This is a genomic window from Pantoea sp. (genome assembly GCF_039594315.1).
Classification (GTDB): domain Bacteria; phylum Pseudomonadota; class Gammaproteobacteria; order Enterobacterales; family Enterobacteriaceae; genus Pantoea.
Map to the genome: position 1 here is coordinate 85,412 of NZ_JBCNNP010000008.1, position 25,429 is coordinate 110,840.

At 54.1% G+C, this 25,429-nt stretch carries 24 protein-coding genes; 9 read left to right on the forward strand and 15 right to left on the reverse strand.

The window, feature by feature from the left end:
* Positions 1-61 precede the first annotated feature (61 nt).
* From osmV to ABDW13_RS08055, 4 genes are all read right to left on the reverse strand, one after another.
* Entirely contained in the window at positions 62-1,198 is a 1,137-nt protein-coding gene (osmV, locus tag ABDW13_RS08040; protein ID WP_343551982.1) for an osmoprotectant ABC transporter ATP-binding protein OsmV, read from the reverse strand.
* Positions 1,198-1,845, reverse strand: a complete 648-nt coding sequence (osmW, locus tag ABDW13_RS08045; protein WP_343551983.1) for an osmoprotectant ABC transporter permease OsmW — start codon at positions 1,843-1,845, stop codon at positions 1,198-1,200. Before osmW ends, osmV begins: the two co-directional genes overlap by 1 nt.
* A 9-nt stretch (positions 1,846-1,854) precedes the next feature.
* Positions 1,855-2,736: a glycine betaine ABC transporter substrate-binding protein gene (locus ABDW13_RS08050; RefSeq protein ID WP_343552051.1), complete on the reverse strand. Its 882-nt coding sequence runs from the start codon at positions 2,734-2,736 to the stop codon at positions 1,855-1,857.
* Between the two features lie 61 nt (positions 2,737-2,797).
* Entirely contained in the window at positions 2,798-3,514 is a 717-nt protein-coding gene (locus ABDW13_RS08055; RefSeq protein ID WP_343551984.1) for an ABC transporter permease, read from the reverse strand.
* 385 nt (positions 3,515-3,899) lie between these two features.
* Here ABDW13_RS08055 and ABDW13_RS08060 point away from each other — a divergent pair, with 385 nt between their 5' ends.
* Entirely contained in the window at positions 3,900-5,360 is a 1,461-nt protein-coding gene (locus tag ABDW13_RS08060; RefSeq protein ID WP_343551985.1) for an MDR family MFS transporter, read from the forward strand.
* Positions 5,361-5,396: 36 nt separating this feature from the next.
* Here ABDW13_RS08060 and ABDW13_RS08065 read toward each other — a convergent pair whose 3' ends face one another.
* A complete protein-coding gene (locus ABDW13_RS08065; RefSeq protein WP_343551986.1) occupies positions 5,397-5,693 on the reverse strand; it encodes a DUF1161 domain-containing protein in 297 nt (98 codons plus the stop codon).
* A 52-nt stretch (positions 5,694-5,745) separates the two neighbouring features.
* Positions 5,746-6,081, reverse strand: coding sequence for a DUF1283 family protein (locus ABDW13_RS08070; protein ID WP_343551987.1), 336 nt, complete (start codon positions 6,079-6,081; stop codon positions 5,746-5,748).
* Positions 6,082-6,211: 130 nt separating this feature from the next.
* Here ABDW13_RS08070 and ABDW13_RS08075 point away from each other — a divergent pair, with 130 nt between their 5' ends.
* Entirely contained in the window at positions 6,212-6,541 is a 330-nt protein-coding gene (locus ABDW13_RS08075) for a YnfA family protein (RefSeq protein ID WP_343551988.1), read from the forward strand.
* Positions 6,542-6,592: 51 nt separating this feature from the next.
* Here ABDW13_RS08075 and ydfG read toward each other — a convergent pair whose 3' ends face one another.
* On the reverse strand, positions 6,593-7,339 hold the full coding sequence (ydfG, locus tag ABDW13_RS08080) for a bifunctional NADP-dependent 3-hydroxy acid dehydrogenase/3-hydroxypropionate dehydrogenase YdfG (protein WP_343551989.1): 747 nt from the start codon (positions 7,337-7,339) through the stop codon (positions 6,593-6,595).
* A gap of 382 nt (positions 7,340-7,721) precedes the next feature.
* Here ydfG and guaD point away from each other — a divergent pair, with 382 nt between their 5' ends.
* The 5 genes from guaD to dcp all read left to right on the forward strand — a co-directional run bounded on the left by guaD (position 7,722) and on the right by dcp (position 15,731).
* Complete coding sequence (gene guaD, locus ABDW13_RS08085; protein WP_343551990.1) at positions 7,722-9,050, forward strand: guanine deaminase; 1,329 nt, start codon at positions 7,722-7,724, stop codon at positions 9,048-9,050.
* Positions 9,047-10,489: a xanthine dehydrogenase small subunit gene (xdhA, locus tag ABDW13_RS08090; RefSeq protein ID WP_343551991.1), complete on the forward strand. Its 1,443-nt coding sequence runs from the start codon at positions 9,047-9,049 to the stop codon at positions 10,487-10,489. Before guaD ends, xdhA begins: the two co-directional genes overlap by 4 nt.
* The gene (gene xdhB, locus ABDW13_RS08095) at positions 10,479-12,845 is read left to right on the forward strand and encodes a xanthine dehydrogenase molybdopterin binding subunit (protein ID WP_343551993.1); all 2,367 of its coding nucleotides are present in this window, start codon (positions 10,479-10,481) and stop codon (positions 12,843-12,845) included. The genes xdhA and xdhB overlap by 11 nt, the downstream gene beginning before the upstream one ends.
* A complete protein-coding gene (gene xdhC / locus ABDW13_RS08100) occupies positions 12,832-13,611 on the forward strand; it encodes a xanthine dehydrogenase accessory protein XdhC (protein WP_343551994.1) in 780 nt (259 codons plus the stop codon). Before xdhB ends, xdhC begins: the two co-directional genes overlap by 14 nt.
* A 71-nt stretch (positions 13,612-13,682) precedes the next feature.
* Positions 13,683-15,731, forward strand: a complete 2,049-nt coding sequence (gene dcp / locus ABDW13_RS08105) for a peptidyl-dipeptidase Dcp (protein ID WP_343551995.1) — start codon at positions 13,683-13,685, stop codon at positions 15,729-15,731.
* Between the two features lie 35 nt (positions 15,732-15,766).
* Here dcp and hpxO read toward each other — a convergent pair whose 3' ends face one another.
* Positions 15,767-16,924, reverse strand: coding sequence for an FAD-dependent urate hydroxylase HpxO (hpxO, locus tag ABDW13_RS08110; RefSeq protein ID WP_343551996.1), 1,158 nt, complete (start codon positions 16,922-16,924; stop codon positions 15,767-15,769).
* Between the two features lie 250 nt (positions 16,925-17,174).
* Between hpxO and ABDW13_RS08115 the strand changes: the two genes are divergently transcribed.
* Both ABDW13_RS08115 and ABDW13_RS08120 read left to right on the forward strand, forming a co-directional pair.
* Positions 17,175-17,414, forward strand: a complete 240-nt coding sequence (locus tag ABDW13_RS08115; RefSeq protein ID WP_343551997.1) for a hypothetical protein — start codon at positions 17,175-17,177, stop codon at positions 17,412-17,414.
* Between the two features lie 76 nt (positions 17,415-17,490).
* Positions 17,491-18,750 carry a phosphatase PAP2 family protein gene (locus ABDW13_RS08120; RefSeq protein WP_343551998.1) on the forward strand — a complete coding sequence of 420 codons (1,260 nt, stop codon included), beginning with the start codon at positions 17,491-17,493 and terminating at the stop codon, positions 18,748-18,750.
* 74 nt (positions 18,751-18,824) lie between these two features.
* Here ABDW13_RS08120 and ABDW13_RS08125 read toward each other — a convergent pair whose 3' ends face one another.
* From ABDW13_RS08125 to ABDW13_RS08155, 7 genes are all read right to left on the reverse strand, one after another.
* A complete protein-coding gene (locus tag ABDW13_RS08125) occupies positions 18,825-19,340 on the reverse strand; it encodes an RES family NAD+ phosphorylase (RefSeq protein ID WP_343552000.1) in 516 nt (171 codons plus the stop codon).
* Positions 19,340-19,822 carry an antitoxin Xre/MbcA/ParS toxin-binding domain-containing protein gene (locus ABDW13_RS08130; protein WP_343552002.1) on the reverse strand — a complete coding sequence of 161 codons (483 nt, stop codon included), beginning with the start codon at positions 19,820-19,822 and terminating at the stop codon, positions 19,340-19,342. The genes ABDW13_RS08125 and ABDW13_RS08130 overlap by 1 nt, the downstream gene beginning before the upstream one ends.
* 104 nt (positions 19,823-19,926) lie before the next feature.
* A complete protein-coding gene (locus ABDW13_RS08135) occupies positions 19,927-20,256 on the reverse strand; it encodes a DHCW motif cupin fold protein (protein WP_343552003.1) in 330 nt (109 codons plus the stop codon).
* A gap of 63 nt (positions 20,257-20,319) precedes the next feature.
* Positions 20,320-21,804: an FGGY-family carbohydrate kinase gene (locus ABDW13_RS08140; RefSeq protein ID WP_343552004.1), complete on the reverse strand. Its 1,485-nt coding sequence runs from the start codon at positions 21,802-21,804 to the stop codon at positions 20,320-20,322.
* Positions 21,805-21,863: 59 nt separating this feature from the next.
* Complete coding sequence (locus ABDW13_RS08145; RefSeq protein ID WP_343552005.1) at positions 21,864-22,703, reverse strand: aldolase; 840 nt, start codon at positions 22,701-22,703, stop codon at positions 21,864-21,866.
* The gene (locus ABDW13_RS08150) at positions 22,687-24,441 is read right to left on the reverse strand and encodes a glycerol-3-phosphate dehydrogenase/oxidase (RefSeq protein ID WP_343552006.1); all 1,755 of its coding nucleotides are present in this window, start codon (positions 24,439-24,441) and stop codon (positions 22,687-22,689) included. Before ABDW13_RS08150 ends, ABDW13_RS08145 begins: the two co-directional genes overlap by 17 nt.
* Entirely contained in the window at positions 24,434-25,423 is a 990-nt protein-coding gene (locus tag ABDW13_RS08155) for a sugar-binding domain-containing protein (protein WP_343552007.1), read from the reverse strand. The genes ABDW13_RS08150 and ABDW13_RS08155 overlap by 8 nt, the downstream gene beginning before the upstream one ends.
* Between the last annotated feature and the right edge of the window lie 6 nt (positions 25,424-25,429).

The following is a 25,429-nucleotide window of genomic DNA, read 5'->3' on the forward strand; positions in this document are numbered from 1 at the left end:
TCCCTGGCGCGGGACACTTTGCTCCTCTGCCGCCTCTTCCTGCGTATTAAGCCTTGCGCAGTTATGGATTCAAGCGACGGCGTGTGCGTCCAGAACTGAGATAATCCGCGATGTAATCCTGCGATATCTCACCGCTGTAGCGTCCATCTTCATCAACAATCGGCATCCATACTGTGTTGTGCTCATATAATTTCGACAGCACCACGCGCAAGTTCTCTTCCGCTTTGCCCGTCACCTTGAAAGTATGCAGCATCTCTTCGCAACGTCCGGTGGCACCTCGCGCTTCACGGCGTTTAACAAATCCCAGCGGTTTGCCATCTTCATCAACCACCGTTACCGACCGCATATCGTTGTCGTCCATGGTGCCAAAAGCCTCCTGCAACGGCGTATTTCGCTGCACGGTAATGGTTGGCTGTTGATCGGTAACGTCGCCGGCTTGTACCAGCAACAAACGTTTCAACGTACGGTCTTGACCCACAAACGAGCCGACAAAATCGTTGGCCGGTTTCGCCAACAGTTCATCCGGGCTAGCGCACTGCACAATTTTGCCTTGGCCAAATACCGCAATACGATCGCCTAACTTCAGCGCTTCATCGATATCGTGGCTGACCAGCATCACCGTTTTCTTTAACTGGCGCTGCATCTCCAAAAACTCGTTTTGAATTACTTCACGGTTGATTGGATCGACCGCACCGAACGGTTCATCCATCAGCAGTACCGGAGGATCCGCGGCCAGCGCGCGAATCACGCCAATACGTTGCTGCTGACCGCCCGACATTTCACGCGGATAGCGATGCAGGAATTTGGTGGGGTCAAGCGCCACCATGCTCATCAATTCAGTGGCACGTTCGCGACAACGCTTCTTATCCCAGCCCAACATGCGTGGCACCACGGTAATATTCTCTTCAATGGTCATGTTGGGAAACAGACCAATCTGCTGGATAACGTAACCAATATTGCGGCGCAAGGTCACGGTATCTTGCCCGCTGGTATCTTCACCGTTAATCAAAATCCGGCCGCTAGAAGCGGGGATGAGGCGGTTGATCATTTTTAGCGTGGTGGTCTTGCCGCAGCCTGAAGGGCCCAGCAGCACACACATCTCACCCGCAGGCACTTCCAGGCTGACGTTATCAACGGCATTTAAAGAAGTGCCATTTTTCTGGGTAAAGGTTTTCGTCAGGTTTTCTAGCTTTATCATTATCGAATCCCCTTAGGAGTCAGCGCCGACTGCAAACGGTGCAGCAGCCAATCAAGCACAATCGCAAGTAAACAAATCATTAATGCACCAGCAATCAACATGCGCACATCACTGCCGCTGATGCCGTCGAGCAGCTGAAGGCCTAAACCGCCCGCACCAATCACTGCGGCAATCGCCATTACGCCCACGTTCATCACCACCGCGGTGCGAATGCCTCCAAAGATCACAGGCAGCGCCATTGGAATCTCTACCCAACGCAGACGTTGCCAGAAGGTCATGCCAATCCCACGTCCAGCTTCGCGCAATCCCGGCGACAGATTCTCCAGTGCGGTGTGGGTATTACGCACAATCGGCAGCAACGAGTAGAGGAACACCGCAGTAATGGCGGGCAGGGCACCAATTCCCTGTCCAATCATCGAAAACAGCGGAATCATCAGACCAAACAAGGCGATGGTTGGAATGGTTAACACAATAGTGGCGACACCTAATACCGGAGTGGCTAACCATTTGAAGCGCACAATTAAAATGCCCAACGGCACGCCGACGATGATGGCGAAACCTACCGCGACCAACACCAACCAGGTATGTTGCCAGGTCAGCGTCATCAAGGTGTGCCAGTTATTCATGATGTAATGCAAGGTATCCACAGCGCCTCCTTACAGCATGTTTTTAGATTTAAGGAAATCACGCGCCACCTGTTGAGGTGACTGATGATCAATATCGACGCGCTTATTCATCTCGGTGATCGCTTCGTCATTGATTAACGCCGACAGCTGATTGAGCGCCGCATCCAATCCTGGGTGGCTCTCCAGCACATCTTTGCGCACCACAGGCGTGACGTTGTAACTTGGGAAGAAGTGCTTATCATCTTCTAACACCTTGAGATCAAAACCTTTAACGCGACCATCGGTGGTGTAGATTAGGCCCGCATCGACAAAGCCATCACGAATCGCGTTATACACCAAGCCGGGATCCATCTGGCGAATCTGCGGGCGGTCGAGGGGCATGTCGTAAGCTTTCTGCAACGGCTTCAGACCATCCGAACGGCCAGAAAACTCCAAATCTAAACCGAGTTTCCAGTTGTGGTCGGGATCGTCTTTCCGCACTTGCTCCAGCTTCGCCACCAATTGCGACATGGTGTTGATGCCTTCTTTGTTGGCACGATCGCGCTGCATAGCAAACGCATAGGTATTGTTCATCGGAGCCGGATTGAGCCACACCAGATCCAACTTGGCATCCAGTTGTTTCACCGTTTTATAGGCATCTTCCGTCGACATCGGTTTATTGATGTGATTAAAGATGATCAATGAGGTGCCGGTATATTCCCACGTCATATCAATTTGTTTATTGATCATCGCATTACGACCAATGGTGGTCGCGATGTTGGTCTTCGGGATCACCTGAAAACCTTTCTTCTGCAACCACAAAACCGTCATCGCCGACAGAATATGCTGCTCGGTAAAGCTCTTAGTCGCCATGGTGATTGGGGTGGCAGCAGCGGCACTTTGGCTGATTGCCAGTGTCGCCGTCAGGGCCAGCGCCGTACGTTTTACCCAGCGCGCCAGCTTATTGGCAGTAGCCATCACAAAACTCCTTGTGTTAAGCCGCAGAGTGCGGGCTGAGATAACGTCCCAATGCCGCAAGCAGCATGTCGAGGATCAGCGCAACCAACGCGGTTGCTACTGCGCCAAGAATCAATGTCGGGAAGTCGTTGAGGTAAATGCCGGGGAAAATCAGCTCACCAAAGCTGCTGGCGCCGATTAAAAACGCCAGCGGTGCGGTCCCCACATTGATGGCGGTGGCGATACGCACTCCGGCCAAAATCACCGGTAACGCATTCGGAATCTCCACCTGGCGCAAACGCTGAAACTTGGTCATGCCGATACCGTTGGCGGCTTCGATCAGCGACGGCGGTACCGCGCTTAAACCGGCAAAGGTATTACGCACAATGGGTAGCAGCGAGGCGAGGAACAGGGCAATCAATGCCGGACGATCGCCGATGCCGACAATCACCATCGCTAACGCCAAAACCGCGAGCGGCGGCAGCGTGTTGCCGACATTGAAGATTTGCATCACATATTCTGCCCAGCGACGGGCGAAAGGACGGCTGAGTAAAATCCCGCTGGGAATACCGACCAGCAGGGCGAAGAACATCGACCAAAACACTAAAAACAGATGCTGCTGACCAAGATAAATCAAATCCTCCCGGCGCTCGCGCAGCGTGTTCACCCCTAATCCCCACACCAGCAGAGCTATCACCGCAACAATCGCGAGCAGTGCTAACCCCGCGCGGCGGGTAAGCGATGCATTTTGCATAGCAAGTGTCTCCCTGATTTGAAAAATCGTTTGATATAGTGACGTCATTCCCAGAATGGCGGCGTAGCAGCAAACCTCACAACTACGAAAATCCTTCACCCTGTCAAATTGCAGTTAAAATGACTCTTTACCGATGCTTTTACAGTGAATAACTGGAAAGCACCGATTAAAGCTATAGCAATGCTTACGGATAAGCGCCAGTTTTTGCGGCAAAATCAGGTAGATAGTAGTTACAGAAATACGTGTTCAGGCCGCGTGGAATAAGGCATCATCCGACAATAAAAAAATTTCATCGAAATAGGTGACGCCGTCACAAACAGGCGCACGCAGAGGAAACTGTGGTGAACAATTTTCAGCTAGCCTTGTTAGAAAATTAGGGAGACGTATGACTGAAACGGCTGAATTGAACACGGAACATCGCCATTGGATTCTCATCGGCTGCATGCTAGCGATGTTTATGGCGGCAATTGAAGTCACCATTGTGGCGACGGCGATGCCCACCATCATTGCCGATTTAGGCGGTTTTTCGCAGTTTGGATGGGTATTTTCCATCTATTTGCTGACGCAAGCCGTGAGCGTGCCGCTGTATGGCCGTCTAGCCGATATGTGGGGTCGCAAACGACTGCTATTTATTGGCGTCTCATTGTTCCTGCTGGGTTCGATTTTGTGTGGTTTTGCCCACAGCATGCTGTGGTTGATTGTTTTTCGCGCTTTTCAGGGATTAGGCGCGGGCGCGATTATGCCGCTCACATCGACGATTGTCGCTGACGTCTATTCCCCGCGTGAACGTGCGCATGTACAAGGTTGGTTGTCCAGCGTGTGGGGCATCGCGGCCATCATTGGACCGCTGAGCGGCGCCTGGCTGGTGCAGCACTTTAACTGGTCAGTGATTTTCTGGGTCAACGTGCCGCTCGGCGTTATTGCCATGCTGTTGCTAGCGCGTTTTCTGCCGGCGCGTGAACATCACCAACAAAACTCACTTAATCTCACCGGCAGTTGCTGGCTAATGATCAGTGTCGCAGCGTTACTTATCGCCTTGCTGCAAGCGGAAGTGCTCGGCTTGTGGTTAGTGCCATTCTTGTTGTTGGCGGTGTTTGCAGCCTGGCGATTAAAGCATCATGAACAACGCGCGACGGCACCGTTATTTCCTTTGGAAATTTGGCGCAGCCGTTTAATTGTGGCGGGCAATATCGGCAATCTGATCATTGGTGCCAGCATGATGGGAATCAGCGCATTTTTGCCGACTTGGATTCAAGGCATTACCGGCGGTACGCCGCTGCAAGCGGGCAGCGCATTGGCGATGATGTCGATTGGCTGGCCGCTGGCGAGCACCCTCAGTGGGCGATTAATGCTGATCACTTCATATCGATTTACCGCGCAGTTGGGCGCGCTGTTGCTCATCACCGGTAGCGCGTTGCTGCTGCTATTGCGCAGCGACAGTTCGATTATGCAGGCCGGTTTTACTGCCTTTGTGATTGGTACCGGCATGGGCATGACCAGCACCACTTTTTTGGTGTCGGTGCAAAATCACGCGCATTACGATATTCGCGGCATCTGTACCGCATCGATCATGTTTAGCCGCATGCTGGGTTCAGCATTAGGAACGGCACTACTCGGTGCGGTACTCAATCTCAACCTGTCTCTGCGTTTGCCACAAGCAGACGATCCGATGCAGCAAATCATGTCGCATCAAAGCCGTCAGGCGCTGCCGGAAGCCACTTTGCAGCACTGGACCGGGCAGATTGCCACGTCGTTGCATTGGGTATTTGTGGTGTCGTTGCTGATCGCGATGTTTACGCTGTGGGTTGCCTGGCTGATGCCGCGTCAGCGGCCGGAAGCGGAGTAAAAGCAGGGCGGCTAGCTCGCCGCCCGAAGGGACTCTTTATTGTGCTGGCGCGTCTTGCGAACTGCCGGCGCTGTCTGGCACGTTGCTATCCGCATCGCGACCATTCTTCTTGTAAACGATCTTCTGTGTGTCGTTCTCACAATGACCAACCACCTGGCCACCGGCTTGATCGGCCTGATCGTTAGGCACGATATCCAGGGTGAAATCGCCTTCCGCGACGCCATTGTTGATGATTTTTTTGCTGATGTCCGCTTTCACGCTTTCGCAAGACGCATGCGCCAGCACCGGCAGTGCTAGCATCGCCATCAGCAGTACTGCATTACGTTTTTTCATCATTCACTCCTTTGGTCAGAATTCCTTTAAAAACTATAGCAGTGTTAATGCATTACGGTGCAACCGGGCGTCCGGTACGGCGATCAAGGCAACGCAGGGTATTCGGTTCCCAATAGGCGTTGACGTTGTAGCTCTTTTCGCAGGAATCGCGGGTATCAAAGGCTTTATCGGTTTTATCGAACTCTTTCTCCACGCGAGTATTCACCTTGTTGCGCAGATTTTTCGTGTCGTTCCACTGCTCTTTGCTTTGACGCGCGGCTTCATTGCTCGAGGCGCTGCTGCCGTCTTCGATGATCAGGCGATCAGTTTTGGCAAAAGCGATTGGCGCAGCCAGTAATACGCTGGAGGTCAGCACCGCAGCCAGCAAAGTAGAAAACAGGTTTTTCATCGTGATTTCCTTTAGTTAACACCATTACAGCCGGGATCGCGGCTGTAACAACACTGCGCGCTAGTATATCATCGCTGCTTCTTTGCTCACCAGCGTTGAGCCATTTGTTTAAGTAACAGAGAGAGTTTGTATGCTGTTAAAGACCGCCTTGCTGTTTTTTATCACTGCGATAGCGGAAATTGTTGGCTGTTTCTTGCCGTGGTTATGGTTGAAGAAGGGCATGACCGCATGGCTATTAGTTCCGGCGGCAGCCAGTTTGGCACTGTTTGTTTGGCTGTTAACTTTACACCCAGCGGCAAGCGGACGGGTTTATGCCGCGTACGGTGGCGTGTATGTGTTAACGGCTTTGATCTGGTTGCGTGTGGTGGATGGCGTAAAGTTGAGTAGCTGGGATTGGGTCGGCGGATTGGTGGCGTTAAGTGGAATGCTGATTATCGTTTCAGGCTGGGGCCGAGCTTGATTTAATGCGGCAAAACGTTGGGTGCGCACTAATGCGCACCCACAAATCAAATTAACCCTTATGCACCTTCAAACCGGCAGTGGTTTGCGTGACTGGCATGATTTCTAAGGTATTGATGTTGACGTGCTTCGGCAGCGTGGTCACCCAATATACTGCTTCCGTCACATCCTCAGCGGTCAACGCCGTCGTTCCTTCGTAAACTTGCTCAGCTTTATTGTCATCGCCTTTAAAGCGTACGTTGGAAAACTCGGTGCCGCCAACCAAACCTGGCTCAATATCGGTGACGCGCAACGCAGTGCCGTGCAGGTCGGTACGCAGGTTGAGGCTGAACTGGCGCACAAACGCTTTGGTCGCGCCATACACGTTGCCACCCAAATACGGCCAACTACCGGCAATCGATCCGATATTCACAATATGACCGACGTTGCGCTCCACCATTGCCGGTAGCACCGCACGCGTCATGTACACCAAACCTTTGTTGTTGGTGTCGATCATATTTTCCCAATCTTCGATATTGGCCTTATGCGCCGGTTCCACACCCAACGCCAGGCCAGCATTGTTCACCAGCACATCGATATCGCGCCATTCAGCGGGCAGGGAAGCAATCACTTCATCAATGGCAGCGCGATTGCGCACGTCCAGCTGCACGGTATACAGATTGTCGCCCAACTCATCTTTCAACTCTTTGAGGCGCTCAGCGCGACGTCCGCTGGCGATCACTTTATGACCTGTAGCAATGAAGCGGCGGGTGATACTTTGACCAAAACCGGCAGTTGCACCAGTAACAAAAATAATCATCTCACTGTTCCTTAAACGATTTCAGGTTATCTGCCACACCTTAGCATTAACCTTGTACCCTTGCTCATGAAAAGCTATAGCAGCGTGTTGCAGAATTTTTCCTGCACTTTGAAAGTGCACAAGCGCACCATAAATGCGCAGTTAACTCGCCTATGTTTCGTGAAAACTTGGTAGCAAATCATGAAATGTTAAATCGCAACCGATTGCGAAAAATGGCAACCGTTTGCGCACACGGTTGCCTTGCTTGTTAGTAGGGAAAAATCGTGAAAATCACCTATATAATTGATAATTAGAGTAATAATTTAATATTTGGATTGGCATGCGCTTTGCAAACTATGTTTAAGGCAATCACCCGCACATAAGAAAGATCAAAGGAACCTTTATGCCTTACGCACCCGAAACGCTGCTGCGCGCCAGCTTCTTTGATTTTACCGCTCTGGCCGCGCAGCCCGACGACATCGCCGCCAATGCGCGCTATCTCGAAGATGGCTTATTAACGCTGCGTGATGGCAAAGTAGTCAGCCTTGAAAGCTGGCAAATCGCAGAAGGGCGCGTCGATGCTGCCAACGTCATCGATCTGCGTGGCAAACTGATCGTGCCGGGTTTTATCGACACCCATATTCATTACCCGCAAACTGAAATGATTGGCGCTTTTGGCGAGCAGCTGCTTGAGTGGCTCAATCAATACACTTTCCCGGTGGAGAGCCAATATCATTGCCCCGATCACGCGGCGCAGATGTCGGCCTTTTTCCTGCATCAGTTGCTTTCCAACGGCACCACCACGGCGCTGGTGTTTGGCACCGTGCATAAACAATCAGTCGATGCGCTGTTCAGTGCGGCGGAGCAGTTAGATATGCGTTTGATTGCCGGCAAAGTGATGATGGATCGCAACGCGCCGGAATATTTGACCGAAACGCCGGAACAGAGTTATCAGCACACGCGGGAATTGATTGAACGCTGGCATCAACGTGGTCGTCTGAGTTATGCGTTAACGCCCCGTTTTGCTCCAACGTCATCACCTGAGCTGCTGGATAAAGTCCGTCAACTGCGTGAAGAGTTTCCTGATGTTTGGATGCATACGCACCTGAGTGAAAACCAGCAAGAAATTGCCTGGGTTAAATCGTTATTCCCAGAGCGCGCAGGCTATCTCGACGTCTATCATCATCATCAACTGACGGGAAAACGCAGCGTCTTTGCCCACTGTTTACATTTGGACGATAACGAATGGCAATGTCTGCACGACACCGATTCGTCGATTGCCTTCTGCCCGACTTCAAATCTGTTCCTCGGTAGCGGTTTGTTCAATATCAAACGTTGCTGGCAGCAAGGCGTGCGCATGGGGATTGGCACTGATGTCGGTGCAGGAACCACCTTCAATTTGCTGCAAACCTTGGGTGAAGCCTACAAAGTGGGCCAGCTGCAACAATACAAACTCAGCGCCTGCGAAGCGTTCTATCACGCCACGTTGGGCGGCGCGCACGCCTTGGATCTCGATGATGTGATTGGCAACTTCAATCCCGGTAAAGAAGCCGATTTTGTGGTGCTCGATCCGGCGGTGTCGCCGTTGCAAAAACTGCGTAACGCCAACAGCAAAGATATTTGGGAACGCCTGTTTGTGATGATGACCTTGGGTGATGATCGTAACATCGCGCAAACCTGGGTGAGCGGCAAACCGGTTTGGCAACGTGAAACTGAGGAGCAAATCGCATGATTCAGTTTTTACTCAACAATCGTTTAATCACCGAACATGAGCTGGATCCCAATCTCACGGTGCTCAATTATCTGCGCGGCCAACAGCAACGGCGCGGTACCAAAGAGGGTTGCGCCTCGGGTGATTGTGGCGCTTGTACCGTTACGTTGGGCAAAGTGGTTGAGGGAAAGATGCATTATCAAGCAGTGAACAGTTGCTTGACGCTGGTGAGTAGTTTGCAAGGTAAGCAACTGATTACCGTGGAAGATCTCAAACAGGACGGCGAATTACACAGCGTGCAACAAGCAATGGTGGATTGCCACGGTTCACAATGCGGCTACTGCACGCCGGGTTTTGTAATGTCGCTGTTTACGCTGCAAAAAAATAGCCAGAGCTGGGATCGCCATCAGGCCGAGCAGGCACTGGCGGGTAATTTGTGTCGTTGCACGGGCTATCGTCCGATTATGGACGCGGCGCAGCAAGCCTGCGCGTCTTCCACGAATGATGAATTCAGCGACAATGCCGCTGCGCTGGTACAGCGTTTACAAGCGTTAAGCAGCGATGAGGTGCAGAGCATTGAAGCCAATGGCAGTCGCTGTTATCTACCGAAAACCGTAGCGCAACTGGCTGCGCTGTATCAGCAACATCCCGAGGCTCGCTTGGTGGCCGGTGGCACCGATTTGACGCTGCAAATCACCCAGCAATATAAACGTCTGCCGTTATTAATCGCGCTGGAACAGATTGATGAATTGAAGCACTGCTCCGAAGATGCAGAGAGTTTTCACCTTGGCGCGGCGGCGTCGTTGCATCACTGTTATCAATTTCTCGCGCCACACATTCCGGCTTTTAGCGACATGTTGGAACGTTTTGCTTCACTGCAAATTCGTAACCAAGGCACGCTGGGCGGCAACATTGGCAATGCGTCGCCCATTGGCGACGGCGCACCGATGTTACTGTCGCTAAATGCGCGACTGGTGTTGCAGCAGGGCGACAACTTGCGAGAAGTGCCGCTGGATCAATTTTTTACCGCGTATCGTCAAACGGTATTACAAGCTGGCGAATTTATCCGCACCATCATCATTCCTAAAGTGACATTGTCACCTAACTTTGCGGCATGGAAAGTGGCAAAACGCCTCGACGACGATATTTCAGCGGTGTTTGCCGCCATCAATCTGCAAATAGAGAGTGGATTAGTGGTTGAAGCACGGTTGGCGTTTGGCGGCATGGCGGCGACACCGAAACGCGCACTGGCGGCAGAAGCTGAATTGCTTGGTCAGCCACTGAATTTAACCAGCATCGAAAAAGCCTGTGCCGCATTGGGCAGAGACTTCCAGCCACTGAGTGATTTTCGTGCCAGTGCGGATTACCGCTTACAGGTGGCGCGCAATCTGCTGCGTCGCTATTACGCGCAGGCTTGTGGCGAACTGACCATTGCGGAGGTGTCGCGCTATGTCTCATAACCGGCCGGAACTCAACGAAACTTTACTGAAAACTCAGTTTGCAAGCGCCATGCAAACTGGCGTCGGTCGCAGCAACAAGCATGAAAGTGCCGATAAGCATGTTTCCGGCGAAGCCATCTATATCGACGATAAACCGGATCTGCCGGGCTTGCTGCATCTCTGCCCACGCCTCAGCGAACATGCGCATGCGCGTATCACCAAATTGGATGTGCAGCCGTGCTACGCGGTGCCTGGCGTTATCAGTGTGTTGACCTGGCGCGATGTGCCTGGCGTCAACGATGTTGGGCCGCTAGAACCCGGCGATCCGCTGCTGGCGCAGGACACCATCGAATATTTTGGCCAAATTGTGATTGCGGTCGCTGCTGAATCACCCGAAGCGGCAAGAGCGGGTGCAGCGGCGGCGATCATCGAGTATCAACCATTGCCTGCGGTGCTCGACGTGCGCGAAGCGTTAGAACTGCGCTTTTTCGTGCAGCAGCCGCACATTCATCAACGCGGTGATGCTGAAGCGGCGCTGGCACGCGCACCACGACGTATTCGAGGCGAGTTTCATATTGGCGGCCAGGAACATTTCTACCTGGAAACGCAAACCGCGCTGGTGATTCCCGGCGAAGACAATAGCTTGCAGGTGTTTTCCTCCACGCAAAACCCCACTGAAGTGCAGAAGCTGGTGGCGGAAGTGATGGGCATCAGCATGAACAAAGTCACCATTGATATGCGTCGCATGGGCGGCGGTTTTGGTGGCAAAGAAACCCAGGCGGCGGGCGTCGCCTGTTTATGTGCGATTGCTGCACGCCAGTTGCGCAAACCAGTGAAAATGCGGCTTGCGCGGCGTGACGATATGCAAATCACTGGCAAGCGTCATCCGTTTTTCGTGCGTTACGATGTCGGCGTGGATGGTGAAGGGCGCTTTTGTGGCGTGAAAATCGATCTGGCCGGTAACTGCGGTTATTCGCTCGATCTCAGCGGATCGATTGTCGATCGCGCGATGTTTCACGCTGACAACGCCTATTACCTCGGCGATGCGCTGATCACTGGCTATCGCTGCCGCACGCACACCGCCTCAAACACCGCGTATCGTGGCTTCGGTGGCCCGCAAGGCATGGTGGCGATTGAACAGATCATGGATCACATCGCGCGCGAGATCGGGCTCGATCCGTTAGAGCTGCGTAAACGTAACTATTACGGCAAAACCGATCGCAACATCACCCATTACCACCAGCAGGTCGAGGACAACTTGCTGGATGAGATGACCGCGCAGTTAGAAATCAGCAGTGAATATGCGGCACGGCGCGCAGAAATCAGCGCGTTCAACGCCAGCAATCGTTTTATGAAACGCGGATTGGCACTGACGCCGGTAAAGTTTGGTATCTCTTTCACCTCAAGTTTCCTTAACCAGGCCGGTGCGCTGATTCTGATTTACACCGATGGCACGGTGCAGCTCAATCACGGCGGTACCGAAATGGGCCAGGGATTGAACACCAAGGTGGCGCAGATTGTCGCCGAAGTGCTGCAAATCGACATCAGCCAGATTCAGGTGACCGCGACCGACACCGGTAAAGTGCCGAACACCTCGCCGACGGCGGCATCCAGCGGCGCCGATCTCAACGGCAAAGCGGCGCAAAATGCGGCGCAGATCTTGCGTGATCGCATGACGGAGATGTTGTGCCAGCAGCATCAATGCAGCGCCGAAGCGATAAGTTTCAACAATGGCATCGTGCGGGTTGGCGATCAGCATTTCACCTTTGCGCAGGTGGCGCAGCAAGCATGGCTCAATCAGGTTCCGCTTTCGGCTACCGGATTCTACAAAGTGCCGGGCATTCACTACGATCGTGCGGCCGGACGCGGCAAACCGTTCTATTACTTCTCGTTCGGCGCAGCGTGCTGTGAAGTGCTGGTGGATACGCTGACCGGCGAATATCGTCTGCTGCGTGCCGATATTTTGCATGACGTCGGCGCATCACTGAATCCGGCCATTGATATCGGGCAAGTCGAGGGCGGTTTCGTACAAGGTATGGGCTGGTTGACGTGCGAAGAGTTGGTGTGGAACGACAAGGGCAAATTGCTCACTGACGGCCCAGCCAGCTACAAAATTCCGGCGATCAGCGATGTGCCCAGCGATCTGCGCGTCACGCTGGTCGAGAACCGTAAAAACCCGCAGGACACGGTGTTTCACTCCAAAGCGGTGGGCGAGCCGCCATTTATGTTGGGGATTGCGGTGTGGTGCGCGCTTCAGGATGCGGTTGCCAGCGTGGATAACTATCGCCGCCATCCGCAGTTGGATGCGCCCGCGACGCCGGAACGGGTGTTCTGGGGGATTCAGCGCTTATCAGGAGCGGACCATGATTTATCATGACTGGATTAGCGTATTGCATAGCCTGCGGGAAAAACGTCAAAGCTGCGTGTTAGTGACGGTGCTCAGTCAGCGCGGTTCGGTACCTCGCGATCGCGGCAGCAAAATGGTGGTCAGCGCCAGCGACACCTTTCTCACCATTGGCGGCGGCCATCTGGAATATCAATGCATTGCGCAGGCGCGTGAGATGCTGCAACAGCGCAGTCACGAACCGCGCACTGAAGAGTTCGCGCTCGCCGCGCGTTTAGGTCAGTGCTGTGGCGGCCATGCGACAATTTTGTTTGAACCGCTGATGCAGCAGCAACCCGAGATTCAGGTGTATGGCGCGGGACATGTTGGCCAGGCGTTAGTGCAATTACTGGCGACCTTGCCATGCCACATTACCTGGATTGATAGTCGCGCCGCGCAGTTTCGTTGCGTGCCGCCGGATGTCAAGGTGCGCCAGGTTGACGATCCGCTTGATTGCGTCAAAGAGGCCGCGCCCGACAGCTATTTTGTGGTGATGACCCACGATCATCCGCTGGATTTGGCGCTCAGCGAGGCGATTCTGCGTCGGGGTGATTTTCGCTATGCCGGCGTCATCGGCTCGGCGACCAAAGCGCAGCGTTTTCGCTATCGATTAGAAGGAAAGGGCATCGTCGCAGAAACGCTGGCGCGCCTGCGCTGTCCGATTGGCTTGCCGGATGTGAAGGGTAAATTACCGGCCGAAATCGCCGTAGCGGTGGCTGGTGAGATCATCAGCGTTTACCAACAGGCGATAAGTTGTTGAGTGACGTGGAAACTGCCAGGATAGAAACATCCCGCCGCCGTGTGCGGCGTTGCTGATTATCAGGAGCGATAATGAATTCACCCGCCAATCCGTTTTTCACCGCCAGCACCTTGCCGTATCAAACCCCGCCATTTGACCAGATTCAGGAAGCGCATTTCTTACCGGCGCTGGAAGCGGGCATTGCTGAGAAGCGTCGCGAAGTGGCGGCGATCGCCAGCAATCCAGACGCGCCGACTTTTGCTAATACATATGAAGCCCTTGAACGCAGCGGCCAGTTACTCAATCGCGTGAATTTGGTATTCGGTGCGATGACGTCTGCGAATACCAGCGATGGTTTGCAAGCGATCGACGAACTGATCACGCCGCAACTCACCGCGCTGAATGATGAAATCTGCCTTAACAGCCAGCTGTTTGCGCGTCTCGATAGCGTCTATCAACATCGTGGCACGCATTGCCCGGATGCCGAATCAATGCGTTTGGTGGAAGTGACCTGGCAACATTTCCAGTTAGCCGGCGCCAGCCTAAACGATGCGGAGAAAACCCAACTACGCGCCTGCAATCAGGAACTGGCGAGCCTCAGTACCAAGTTTGGTAATAAGCTGCTGGCGGCAACCAAAGCCGGTGCGTATACCGTGAGTAACGTGGCGGCATTAGCGGGATTGAGTGACGAAGAGTTAGCCCATGCCAAAACCGCTGCTGAAGCGCGCGGATTACACGGTGAATGGTTGATCCCGCTGCAAAACACCACGCAACAACCGGCGCTGCAATCACTGCAAGTCCGCGCGACACGAGAAGCGTTGTTTGAACATGCGTTGACGCGTAGCGAGCGCGGCGATGACAACGACACGCGTGACATCGTGTTACGCATGGCGCAGTTACGTGCCGAGCAGGCGAGTTTGCTGGGTTTTAAAACCTATGCGGAATGGAGCATGCAGGATCAGATGGCCAAAACGCCGGAAGCGGCATTCGCCTTTATGCGCAACATCGTGCCTGCCGCTCGTGCTCGCGCCGAACGCGAAGCTGCTGATATTCAGCAGATGATTGAGCAGCAACATCACAGCTTCCCGCTGCGTGTCTGGGACTGGAATTTCTACGCTGAGCAGGTACGTAAAGCGCAATACGCGCTGGATGAGAGCCAAATTCGTCCCTATTTCGAACTGAATAACGTATTGGAAAAGGGCGTTTTTTGGTCGGCCAGCCAGTTGTTTGGTATCCGCTTCCAGCAGCGCCACGATTTGCCGGTTTACCATCCGGACGTCAATGTTTACGAAATTTTCGATGCCGACGATACGCCGTTAGCGCTGTTTTATACCGATTTCTTCAAGCGCGATAACAAAAGCGGCGGCGCGTGGATGAGTAATTTCGTTGACCAAAGCACGCTGCTTGATACCAAACCGGTGATCTACAACGTGTGCAACTATACCAAGCCGCAGGCGGGACAACCGGCGCTGTTGAGCTGGGATGAAGTGATCACGCTGTTCCACGAGTTTGGTCACGCGCTGCACGGCTTGTTCGCTAAGCAACGCTATCCGAGTTTGTCCGGCACCGCCACGCCGCGCGATTTTGTCGAGTTCCCGTCGCAGATCAACGAGCATTGGGCCAGCAACGAAGCGGTGTTTGCTAACTATGCACGTCACTATAAAACCGCTGAGGCGATGCCAGCGGAACTACGTGACAAGATGGTGCGCGCCTCGAAGTTCAATAAAGGCTATGACATGACCGAATTGCTGGCGGCGGCACTGCTGGATTTACAGTGGCATTCGCTGACCACGCACGACAATCCGCAAGATGTCAGTCACTTCGAGTTGCAGGCGTTGGCCGCCGAAAACATCGCACTGGCGACGGTGCCGCCACGTTATCGCTCCAGCTATTTCCGCCATATCTGGGGCGGCGGTTATGCGGCGGGCTATTACGCCTATATCTGGACGCAGATGCTGGCCGATGATGGTTATCAGGCCTTTGTCGAGCGCGGCGGATTAAGCCGAGAAAACGGCCAGCAGTTCCGCGAGCATATTCTGTCGCGCGGTAACAGCAGCGATTTGCAGCATTTGTGGCTGGCATGGCGCGGCAAAGAGCCGGAAATCGGCCCAATGTTAAAAAATCGCGGATTGGAAGGTTAATACTAAAGGTCGCCATTTTTGGCGACCTGCTTTTTTTACCCCAACGGCCCGCCTTCAATGGTCTCGCACATTCCTGCTAACACACGCTCGCCGGTTTCATTTTTCAAATCCGCATACCATGCCGCCGTTACTTGGGCATCTTTGGCATGCGTTACATCGCAACGTTTACGTGCTTTTAACACCAAATCTTTGGTGCGCTCCACGCGACGCGCTTCATAGCGCAGTAACGCATCTTCAATGCCCAACGAATGCGATGCCAGCGTCTGCGCCAGCACTACCGCATCTTCCATCGCTGCGCAGCCGCCCTGGCCAATATCTGGCGTGGTGCTGTGTGCCGCATCGCCCAGCAGCGCCACGCGACCTTTCACAAAGCGGCTAAACGGTTCGATATCGTGGATTTCGACGCGGTTGGTGGTGTCGGGATTGATGCTGTCGATCAGCCGCTGCACCGGATCGGCCCAGCCGCTGAAGTAACCTTTAAGATCGTTTTTCAACGTTGCGCGATCTTCCGCCAAGCCTTTTGGCAGTGGCACATCAAAGAAGAAATAGAAACGATTATTGCTCACCGGCATCAGCGAAACGCGCTTGCCTTCGCCGACAAAGGTGGTCCACTGATCGGCGGGGGCGATGGATTCATCAATGCTGACCAAGCCATTCCAGTTAACGTAGCCGGCATAGCGACGTTCCACGCTTTCGCCTAAAACGTAGTGGCGAATCACCGAATGCGTACCGTCGGCGGCAATCAAAAAATCGGCTTCCGCCTGGCTGCCGTCATCAAACCACGCCGTGACACCGTTTTCGCTTTGCTCCACTTGGGTGACGCGTTTGCCAAAACTGATGCGCGTACGCCCGTACGTTTCAATCAACATCGCCTGTAATTCAGCGCGCGCCACCGGATAAGGATATTCACCGACCTGCTGCACCAGTGGTTTCATGCTAAAGCGGGTGAGCGTGCTGCCGCTGTGTGCATCGTTGTAGGCCATAAACGCCATATTGCCGCCCAGCGCACGCAGCGTTTCTTTCATCCCCAAGGCGTTAAGGCATTTCACGCCGTTGGGCCAGATGGAGATCGCTGCGCCAACCGGTTTCATCTCTTTTACCGCTTCAAACACGGCGGTTTTGAATCCTGCTTGCTCCAGCGCAATCGCCGCACTCATTCCGCCAATACCGGCACCAATCACAATTGCTTTCATATTCGTCTCCTTGGCTATAGATGAATATCTGCAACTTTTGTACCAGTTTACGCAACAAGACATGAAAGAGGTAATTGATTGAATTTAAATACATTTAATGATAATGCGCATGATTGCGTTGCACTGTCGTAGCGCATCGGCTCGCACTGGATCAGGGCATTGATGCGTTTGTTCTGAATCGAATGTTTCAGTATGGCAATTATTTTGCCAGTAGCCATACTGGTTAGAACCTTTCTGCGAGGATGTGATCATGAAGTGGCTAATGGCTTTCGCGTTACTGCTCAGCGCCAGCGCACTGGCACAAACGCCATGGCAACCGGAACACAAAGCGCCCGTGGTGCAATTAACCCCGATTGCCGCGAAGTGTGATGTATCGGCTTGCCAGCAAAACTGTTATGTACAGCAATCGCAGTGCAAAAACGACAGCGGTGGCGGTTGTGGCTCGCTCGCACAAATTTGCGTACAAAACTGTGCCAGCCAGTGTCGCTAAATGAAATAAATCTGTCATAAGCGGGTGCTAGCGTGTTTCCCCAGGCAAGGTAATATTTTGATAACAGGGGAAAATAATGAAAACCCGCTACACTCTGATTGCAACGGTTTTACTGCTGGCACAGCAGGCGCACGCGGTTTCACTGCCCGATGCGGCTGCGCTGGCTGGCTTATCGTCAACCGGTTCATCTTCCGCGTATACCGATCTTGAGCAGCAATCGCTGCAAGCTGAACGCCACTATATTCAAGGCGACAACAGTTCACTCGAGCGTGAGCAGTTGGAAAAGGTCAAACAAACCTCGAAACAAGCGGATAAACAGTGGCTGAAAAACAGCGGCTACGACTTTAAAAGTAAAGAGAATCAGCAAGCGGGTATTGCGCTACTTTCGGGCTTTAGCACGCTGCCTGACAACGTGCTGAATGCCAACCGCGCCACCGTCACCAACATCAACCTGAACGCTACGCAAGACGTGCGCCATCAGGCCTTGGCCGATGCGGAAGCCATCAGTTCACTCTATTTCCTGTCAGATGCGCTGGGTCCACGTCTCGGCAAAGCCTTCCTCGCTGCTTATGATAAAGGCGAACTGAGCAAAGCGGCGGCGTTGATCAAAGCCAGCGAAGTCAGTACCAGCGCGGCGAAAAAGCACTTCAATTACCCGCGACCGTTCCTGCATGAAGGCAACACCATTCATCTGGTGCCGGACGATGTGGTGATTAAAGATAACGTGCGTTATACCGCAGATGGCGGCTCTTTCCCGAGTGGCCACACCAATACCGGTTACACCGATGCGTTGCTGATGGCGGAAATGGTGCCAGAGCGTTTTGAAGCGCTGGTCACGCGCGGTGCACGTTACGGTTATTCACGTTTGGTGCTGGGCGTGCATTATCCGCTGGATGTGATGGGATCGCGCATGGTTGCTGAACGCAACGTGGCAAACTATCTCAGTGATGCAAAATATCAGGCGCTGTTTAGCGAAGCACGCGATCAGTTGCGTGCCGCGTTAGAGAAAGAGTGCGGTACGTCGTTGGCGGAATGTGCACGCAGTGCGGGCAAAGATGATCCTTACAGCTCACCGGCGATGAAACAGTTCTACCGTTTCACCATGAGTTACAACTTGCCGAAAATCAGCGCGAAAAACACGCCAGTCAAAGTGCCGCAAGGCGCAGAGATTTTGTTGAAGACCGCGTTGCCACATCTGTCTGATGCGCAAATCCGCAATCTGCTGGTGAAAACGGCGCTGCCAAACGGTTATCCGTTGTCAGGCAATGCCGAACAGTCGTTCTGGCAGCGTGTTGATTTAAATGCGGCGTATGCGCTGGCAAAACCTGCGCGTTGATATTAGCGGTCACCATAAATGGCGACCCTACCAAGGTTAAACGCGTTTTCGTAGGGTCGCCATTTATGGTGACCTTATAACGCAGGATTATCATTTTTGATACGGCGATCCAGCGCGAAGGGTGCTGATGTGGCGTGAGCGAAAACATCGGCGGCGGACGGATGATCGGGATTCAAAATGGCATTATCTTCGCCGGTGAGAATACTCGGCACGGTCAGCAGCAACGGATAGCCGCCGTCCAGATTCAGGAAGGCGGCGCCCATGGCTTGCGTCTCTTCCTGCTGCTGATATTTCTCCCAGTTATTGGGCAGCTTGCTGCAATCCAACACCATGATCTCGCTTTCTGGGATCGGCAGGGTAAACACCACGAAGCGGCTTTTCTCCAGCATCGCTTTCCCGGCGTGTACCACCAATTCCAGTGTGGCTAGCGCTTTTGAGCTGCTGAGATACACGGTTTTGATGCCGGGCGGGTTCCAGCGTCCACCCCATTTTTCTGCGCCAGCGCCGCTAAAGGCATCGCTGGCGTACTCTTCTTTGACTAAACGATAAAACAGTCGGTAGGCAGCTTCCGGTTCCTTCCGTCGCGTCATTACGCAATCACTCCGTGTTCCAGTCGACCAATCAGCGTCAACACCGCATCACAACCAGCGGGTGTACTTAGCATATCCATTGGCAGCGCATCATCCAGTGCCAGAGCAGGTTGATACATCCAGTGCATGGCAGCGTCAACGTCGCCTGCGAACAATTGGAGTACGGCATCCAAAATTTCGAATACCTGATACACGCGCGCACCTTGTTCAACTGAAAGCTGGGTACCGGCTTTTTCGCGACGTCGATAGGTATTGCGATCCATCGACACCATTTGCGCCACATCCAGCGGTGTGGCTTTCAACACCGTGGCAGCACGTTCCACGATGCCGACATCCAATCCCTCGGTAATCAGCTGATGCGCTTTGAGCGGATTGCGCGGTAATCCCATCTGATCCATAAAGGATTTATCAGCGTGTTGAATCAGCGAAGGATCAAACACGCGTGCCGCGTTGCCGTGGTTTAAAGGGGATATCGTTGTCATAACAACCTCCAGATAATGTTCATTTGAACATTCATATGGTTCAAGTGTACATCACGGCGGCGAGGTTGTCATTTTTTTGTACAACGGCACTCTTTCTCAGGCGCTTAATCCACGATAAACAGCTTTGCGCCGTTAATGGTGGATGATCGATGAGCTTCGGCATGATCTGCCACCTGATAGCTGACGCCAGGTGTGAGCGTGAAGGTTCGTCCATCATCCAGCTCTGTGATCATTTCACCTTCCAGGCATAACAGGATATGGCCTTTGCTGCACCAGTGATCCGCCAGATAACCCGGCGAATACTCCACCATGCGTACGCGAATATCACCGAAGCGTTGGGTACGCCACAGCGCAAAACCGTGATCGCCCGGATGCGTTTCCGGCGCGATGTCGGCCCAAGTGGTGATGCCAAAGGGGATTTGATTGATTTGCATGTGGATGTCCTCAAATTTTGGACATCCATGATTAGCAGCCTGCGACTAAAAAGGCGAGTAAAATCAACTCGCTTCTTGCCACATCTCGCGCATTGCCAGCTCAAGTTTTTTGAATAGCCGATAACGCGCATCGTGGAAAGCAAAGCGTTCCGGACGCGGTAATAATTCGCCGGGATTGAGTTGCACCGCTTGCTTGGCGGCGTCAGCGAGATTGCGCCACATACCGACACCGACACCCGCGCACAGCGCTGCGCCTAACGCGCCGGTCTCTTTGCATTCGGCCACACGAATTGGAATACCCAATACATCAGCAAACATCTGCGGCCAGATACAACTGCGCGCCGCGCCACCCGACAAAACGGCTTGCGTAAAGGGGATACCGGCGGCACGCAAGCGATCAATGTGCGCGCGATGGGCGAAGGTCACGCCTTCAAACAGGGCAAACAACATGTCGGCGCGGGTATGCCAACCGCCCAGCCCGTAAAATCCAGCTTTAGCCGGTTCAGACTTGCGCCCAGAATAGAGATAAGGATGATAGAGCGGCAACTGCGCGTTGGGTTCGACATGCGCCACGGTATCGCTGCTACGTGCTGCGCCTTGGCCGCTGCGACCATCGTCGAATTCGCGCAGGAACCAGTCGAGGTTGGCGGCAGAGGTGGCGCTGGCTTCAATCGCCATATAGCGATCGGATTCGATAATCGAATTCATAAACACCGGGCGCAGATAATCAGGTTTATCCACCACCACCTGATTGATGCTCCAGGTGCCTGCCACAATCGAGGCTTCTCCGCTGTTCACCACACCAGAACCAATCGCGCTGGCCACCACATCGAAAATCCCGGCAACCACCGGAATACCTGCGGGCAAGCCGGTGAGTTGCGCGGCTTGCGCAGTAACATGGCCGACCACATCACAAGATTCACGCAATGCGGGCAGCAGGGCGATCGCGTCTTCAATGTCGTACAGCGCCATCAATTCGCGGCTGTAACCGCGCTGACGATAATCAATTAATCCGGCACCGGCGGCGTCCGAATAATCCGCGCTGATCGCGCCACTGAGAAAGTGGGCGATGACGTCTTTAGCACACAGCAAATGGCCGATCTGCGTCCAACGTTGCGGCTGATGTTGCTTAATCCAGCTGATTAATACCGGCGTGGCAGCGGGCCACGGCTTTTGTAGCGAGATCTGATAAATGCGCTGATCCGCGCCGCTGGTTTCCAGCGCGTGCACGGTTTCACTGGCGCGATGATCAATCGATTGGATGCCAAACAGCGGTCGCTGCTGTTTATCCAGTGCATACAAACCGTTGCCGTGACCGGCGGCACCGACCGCGATCACCTCGCTGGCGGGCGTCTCCGCTTGTTGCAGACAGCGACTCACCGCATCGCTAACGCCATGCCAGATATCTTCCACCGGCCGTTCGGCATAGCCTTCCTGCGGACGATGGGTTTCGCCCGCGCACTCGGCCACCGACAACACCCGGCCGCTGAGATCAAACAGCACCGCTTTGATCATGGTGTTTCCGGCATCAATCCCAACTATCTTCATATCCGACTCCGTTAACTGGCGAAGACGGCGCACCGCTTAAGCGCCGGTGCAGGTAAGGCTTAACCCTGCTGATAAATTTCTAATGCGTCCGGGCCGCTGGCGCCCTGATGAATAATCGCCATCAACGCTTTCACCACGCGTGAAGGATTATCGTGCTGATAAACGTTGCGGCCATACACCATGCCGCTGGCGCCTTGCGCCATCAGCGCCGCGCTTTTTGCCAGCACACCGGCGATTTCACCTTTGCCGCCGCCACGCACCAGCGTTGGACAGCGGGCCGCTTCCACCACGCGATGAAAATCTTCCACATTCTCCGTGGGATCGGCTTTGACGATATCCGCGCCCAGTTCGCGCGCGAGACGCACCAGCGGCACGATTTTCTCGACATCACCCAGCGAGCCGTAAGCCGCGCCTTGTCCTGCTGGGGCCATCACTAGCGGTTCAATCATCAACGGCATGCCGTAGCGATCGCAGGCCTGGCGTAAACGACCAATGTTCTCGACGCACATGCGGAAAATGCCCGGTTCATCGGGGATCAGATAGAGATTCACCACTACCGCAGCGGCATCCATTTGCAACGCTGCGAGGATCGGTTCATCCGGATTGTGCAGCACCGCCCACATTTCTCGGTGACGCGCGGCGTTGTAGGCGTTGCCGACATCGGTACGCATCACCAATGCCGGTTTGCGTCCGGCGACACGTTGCAGCAAATCGGCCTGGCCGTAATTGACCTGAATCGCATCCGGTTGCGCGGCGATCAGGTTATCCATTACCGCTTCGATATTCTCCAGCCCGATAAGGAAGTCCGGCTCGTTGGCAATGCCGTGATCAATGGCGACGTCGAGACATTTACCGTGCTGAAACAGGCGGTTGAGGCGAACTTTATTGGTTACTAACATGTCGTGCTTCCTCCTGAAAAATCGTGGGATTGAGGTTGGATAAGCCATGCAAGCGGGCGAGGTTGTCACAGCATCGTTGCAATTGCTGCTGGCGTTGGGTGTCGTTCCAGCCAAGGGTGGATGCCAGCAAGGTGGCGATTTCCTGCACCAGCGGCGCGGTCAGTTCGCCGCATATGGCTAACGAAGTGCGGCGCACCAGCAAATCTTCCAACTGACAAACCTGCTCGTGCTCAATCAGATATCGCAGTTCAACATCGCTGTAAGCGGGATGATGTTGCAGCGGTTGTTCGCCGTGCTGCTGAATCAGAGCCAAAAGCGGCAGGACGCGGCTGCCATAGCGTTTCGCCAGTTGCGTGACGCGCGGCAACGGTACGGCAAAACGTTCGGCAAGTTGTGCCAGCCAGACGTTTTGCCCGGAGGGCGGCGGGAAGTCGCGGCCGCCACCAATCGGCAGATCGCCGCTGGAAAGCTGGCGTTTTTCACCCAGCAAACGCAATACGCGGTCGGCAGCTTCTTCGCCGAACTGACGGAAAGTGGTCCACTTGCCGCCGACTAAACACAGCGTGCTCCACGCACGTTGCGCATCGGGCGGCAGCAGTACTAACGAGTGATTACGTGAAATTTGGCCGTTGAGTTTGGCATCGCTGGCGGGCAGCGGACGTACACCGCAGAAGGTATACACAATGGCAGCATCCGGCACTGCGATGTGTGGGAAGACAAAACGCAGTGATTCGAGGATATAGGCTTTTTCATCCTCTTCGCACACCACCGCATCAGGATCGTCAACACGAATATCGGTGGATCCCACCAGCACTTTGCCAAACCACGGGAACATGATGCAGACGCGGCCTTCCTGATTCTCGAAATAGACCATTTCGCCATCCAGCATCTGCAACAGTTCGGGATGGTTGAGGATCAAATGTGATCCTTTGGTGCCGCCAATCAATTTTGGCAGATCGCTGGTGGGTGAAACGCGCTGATTTAGTTGATCGATCCACGCACCACCGGCATTGACCAACACATGCGGTTGCAGGCTAAAGCATTCGCCGCTCAAGGCGTCCTGCAACATCACCGTTTCACCTTCTGCACTTACCAATTGCAGATAGTTGACGGCCAACGCTTCCGGGCAAGCTTGTTCAGCATCGTCGATGAGTTCAAATCCCAGCCGTTCCGGCGCGCTGATCCACGCATCGTAATAGCTGGCGCTGTACTTTACCCAAGGGGCAAAACCCGGCCAGCGTTCGCGCGTCGCCGCTTCGCTGCGCACCTGATGTTTTGGCATTGAGCCATACTGGCGGGTGTAAATGTCGTACAAACTCAGACCGGTTTTGATCAACAGCGCGCCGCGCCGGGTGGGTTTATCACCCAGATGCAGAAAACGGCGCGTGGCGTTGATCAATCCGCCGGCAAGATTATCAATCGGCACGGTGGTCCGCAGCGGGAACACGTAATGTGCGGCGTTTTTCAGCAGGCGATCGCGTTCAGTCACCGACTCTTTCACCAGAGTAAATTCACCGGTTTCCAGATAACGCAAACCGCCGTGGATCATGCGTGAGAGCGCACCGCTGGCGGCCTGGCACCAGTCGCCTTTCTCCACCAAAATGGCCGGAATGCCCTGCAACGCCAGCTCGCGGAAGGTGCTGATGCCGTTGATGCCGCCGCCCACGATCAAGACCGGTGTTGAGGTGCGCTGGCGCAGGGCGTTTAAACGCTGTTCGCGGGTGAGTAATTTATCCATCGATAGCTCCTTCACTCAGTGTCATCTCCAGCACGCCCGCCGCCGTGGATTCATCGGTGACCATGGCTTTCAGCCATTGGCCGTGCAGCGCACAACGAATCGGGTCGATTTTGTCGCGACCGGCCACCACCGCCATCGAAAAGGGAATCCGTTGCAGTTCGGGCAGCGTTAATCCCACTAAGCGACGATTGGCATCAAACGGTGCCGGTTGGCCGTTAGCATCCAGCAGCCACGCCAGCAGCTCACTGCGCGCGCCACTGGTTTCAATACTGGCTGCCGCATCGCGCGCGGCGAGGTTGAGGTCGTAATAGCTGGAACTGTCGCTGTAAATCGAACCCAATCCGACCACCGCCAGCGTGGCATGCCGCGCTTTATCCAGCACCTGTTCGACGGCGCTAATCCCCATCAGCATGTCGCGTTCATCGGCAGAATCGGTGAACAGCGGGGCATGGATCTGCCAGGCGTGGCCGCCCAAGCGCGCGGCCATTTCTGAAGCTACATGATTCACATCGGTGTAGTGCTTGCCTTGCACGCAACCCAGCGCAGGCACGATCTGTACATCGTATTTGCGCGCGGGCTGCAAGGCGTCAACCAACGCGCTGACCCCTTTACCGCCGGTAATCGCAATCACGTCGCCATCTTTGATGCGCGATAGCAGATATTCCGCCGCCGCTGCACCGACCATTTGCAGATTTTGTTCATCGCTGCGCGCCACATTTGGCGCGACCACCACCTGTTGCAATTTGCCTAACGCCGCCAAATCACTTTCCAGCTGATGCGCGGAGAGCCACGGTGATTTAATGGTGATTTCCACCATGCCGCTCTCTTTGCCCTGGCGGATCAGACGATTGACGCTGGCCACCGACAAGCCGGTTTCGACGGCAATTTCGGACTGTTTTTTGCCGTCGAGGTAATACATCACTAAAACCTGGTAAATCTGGCGTGCGCTGTGAAACGCCGGATGTTCGCTAGCGAATTCCATGAGTGA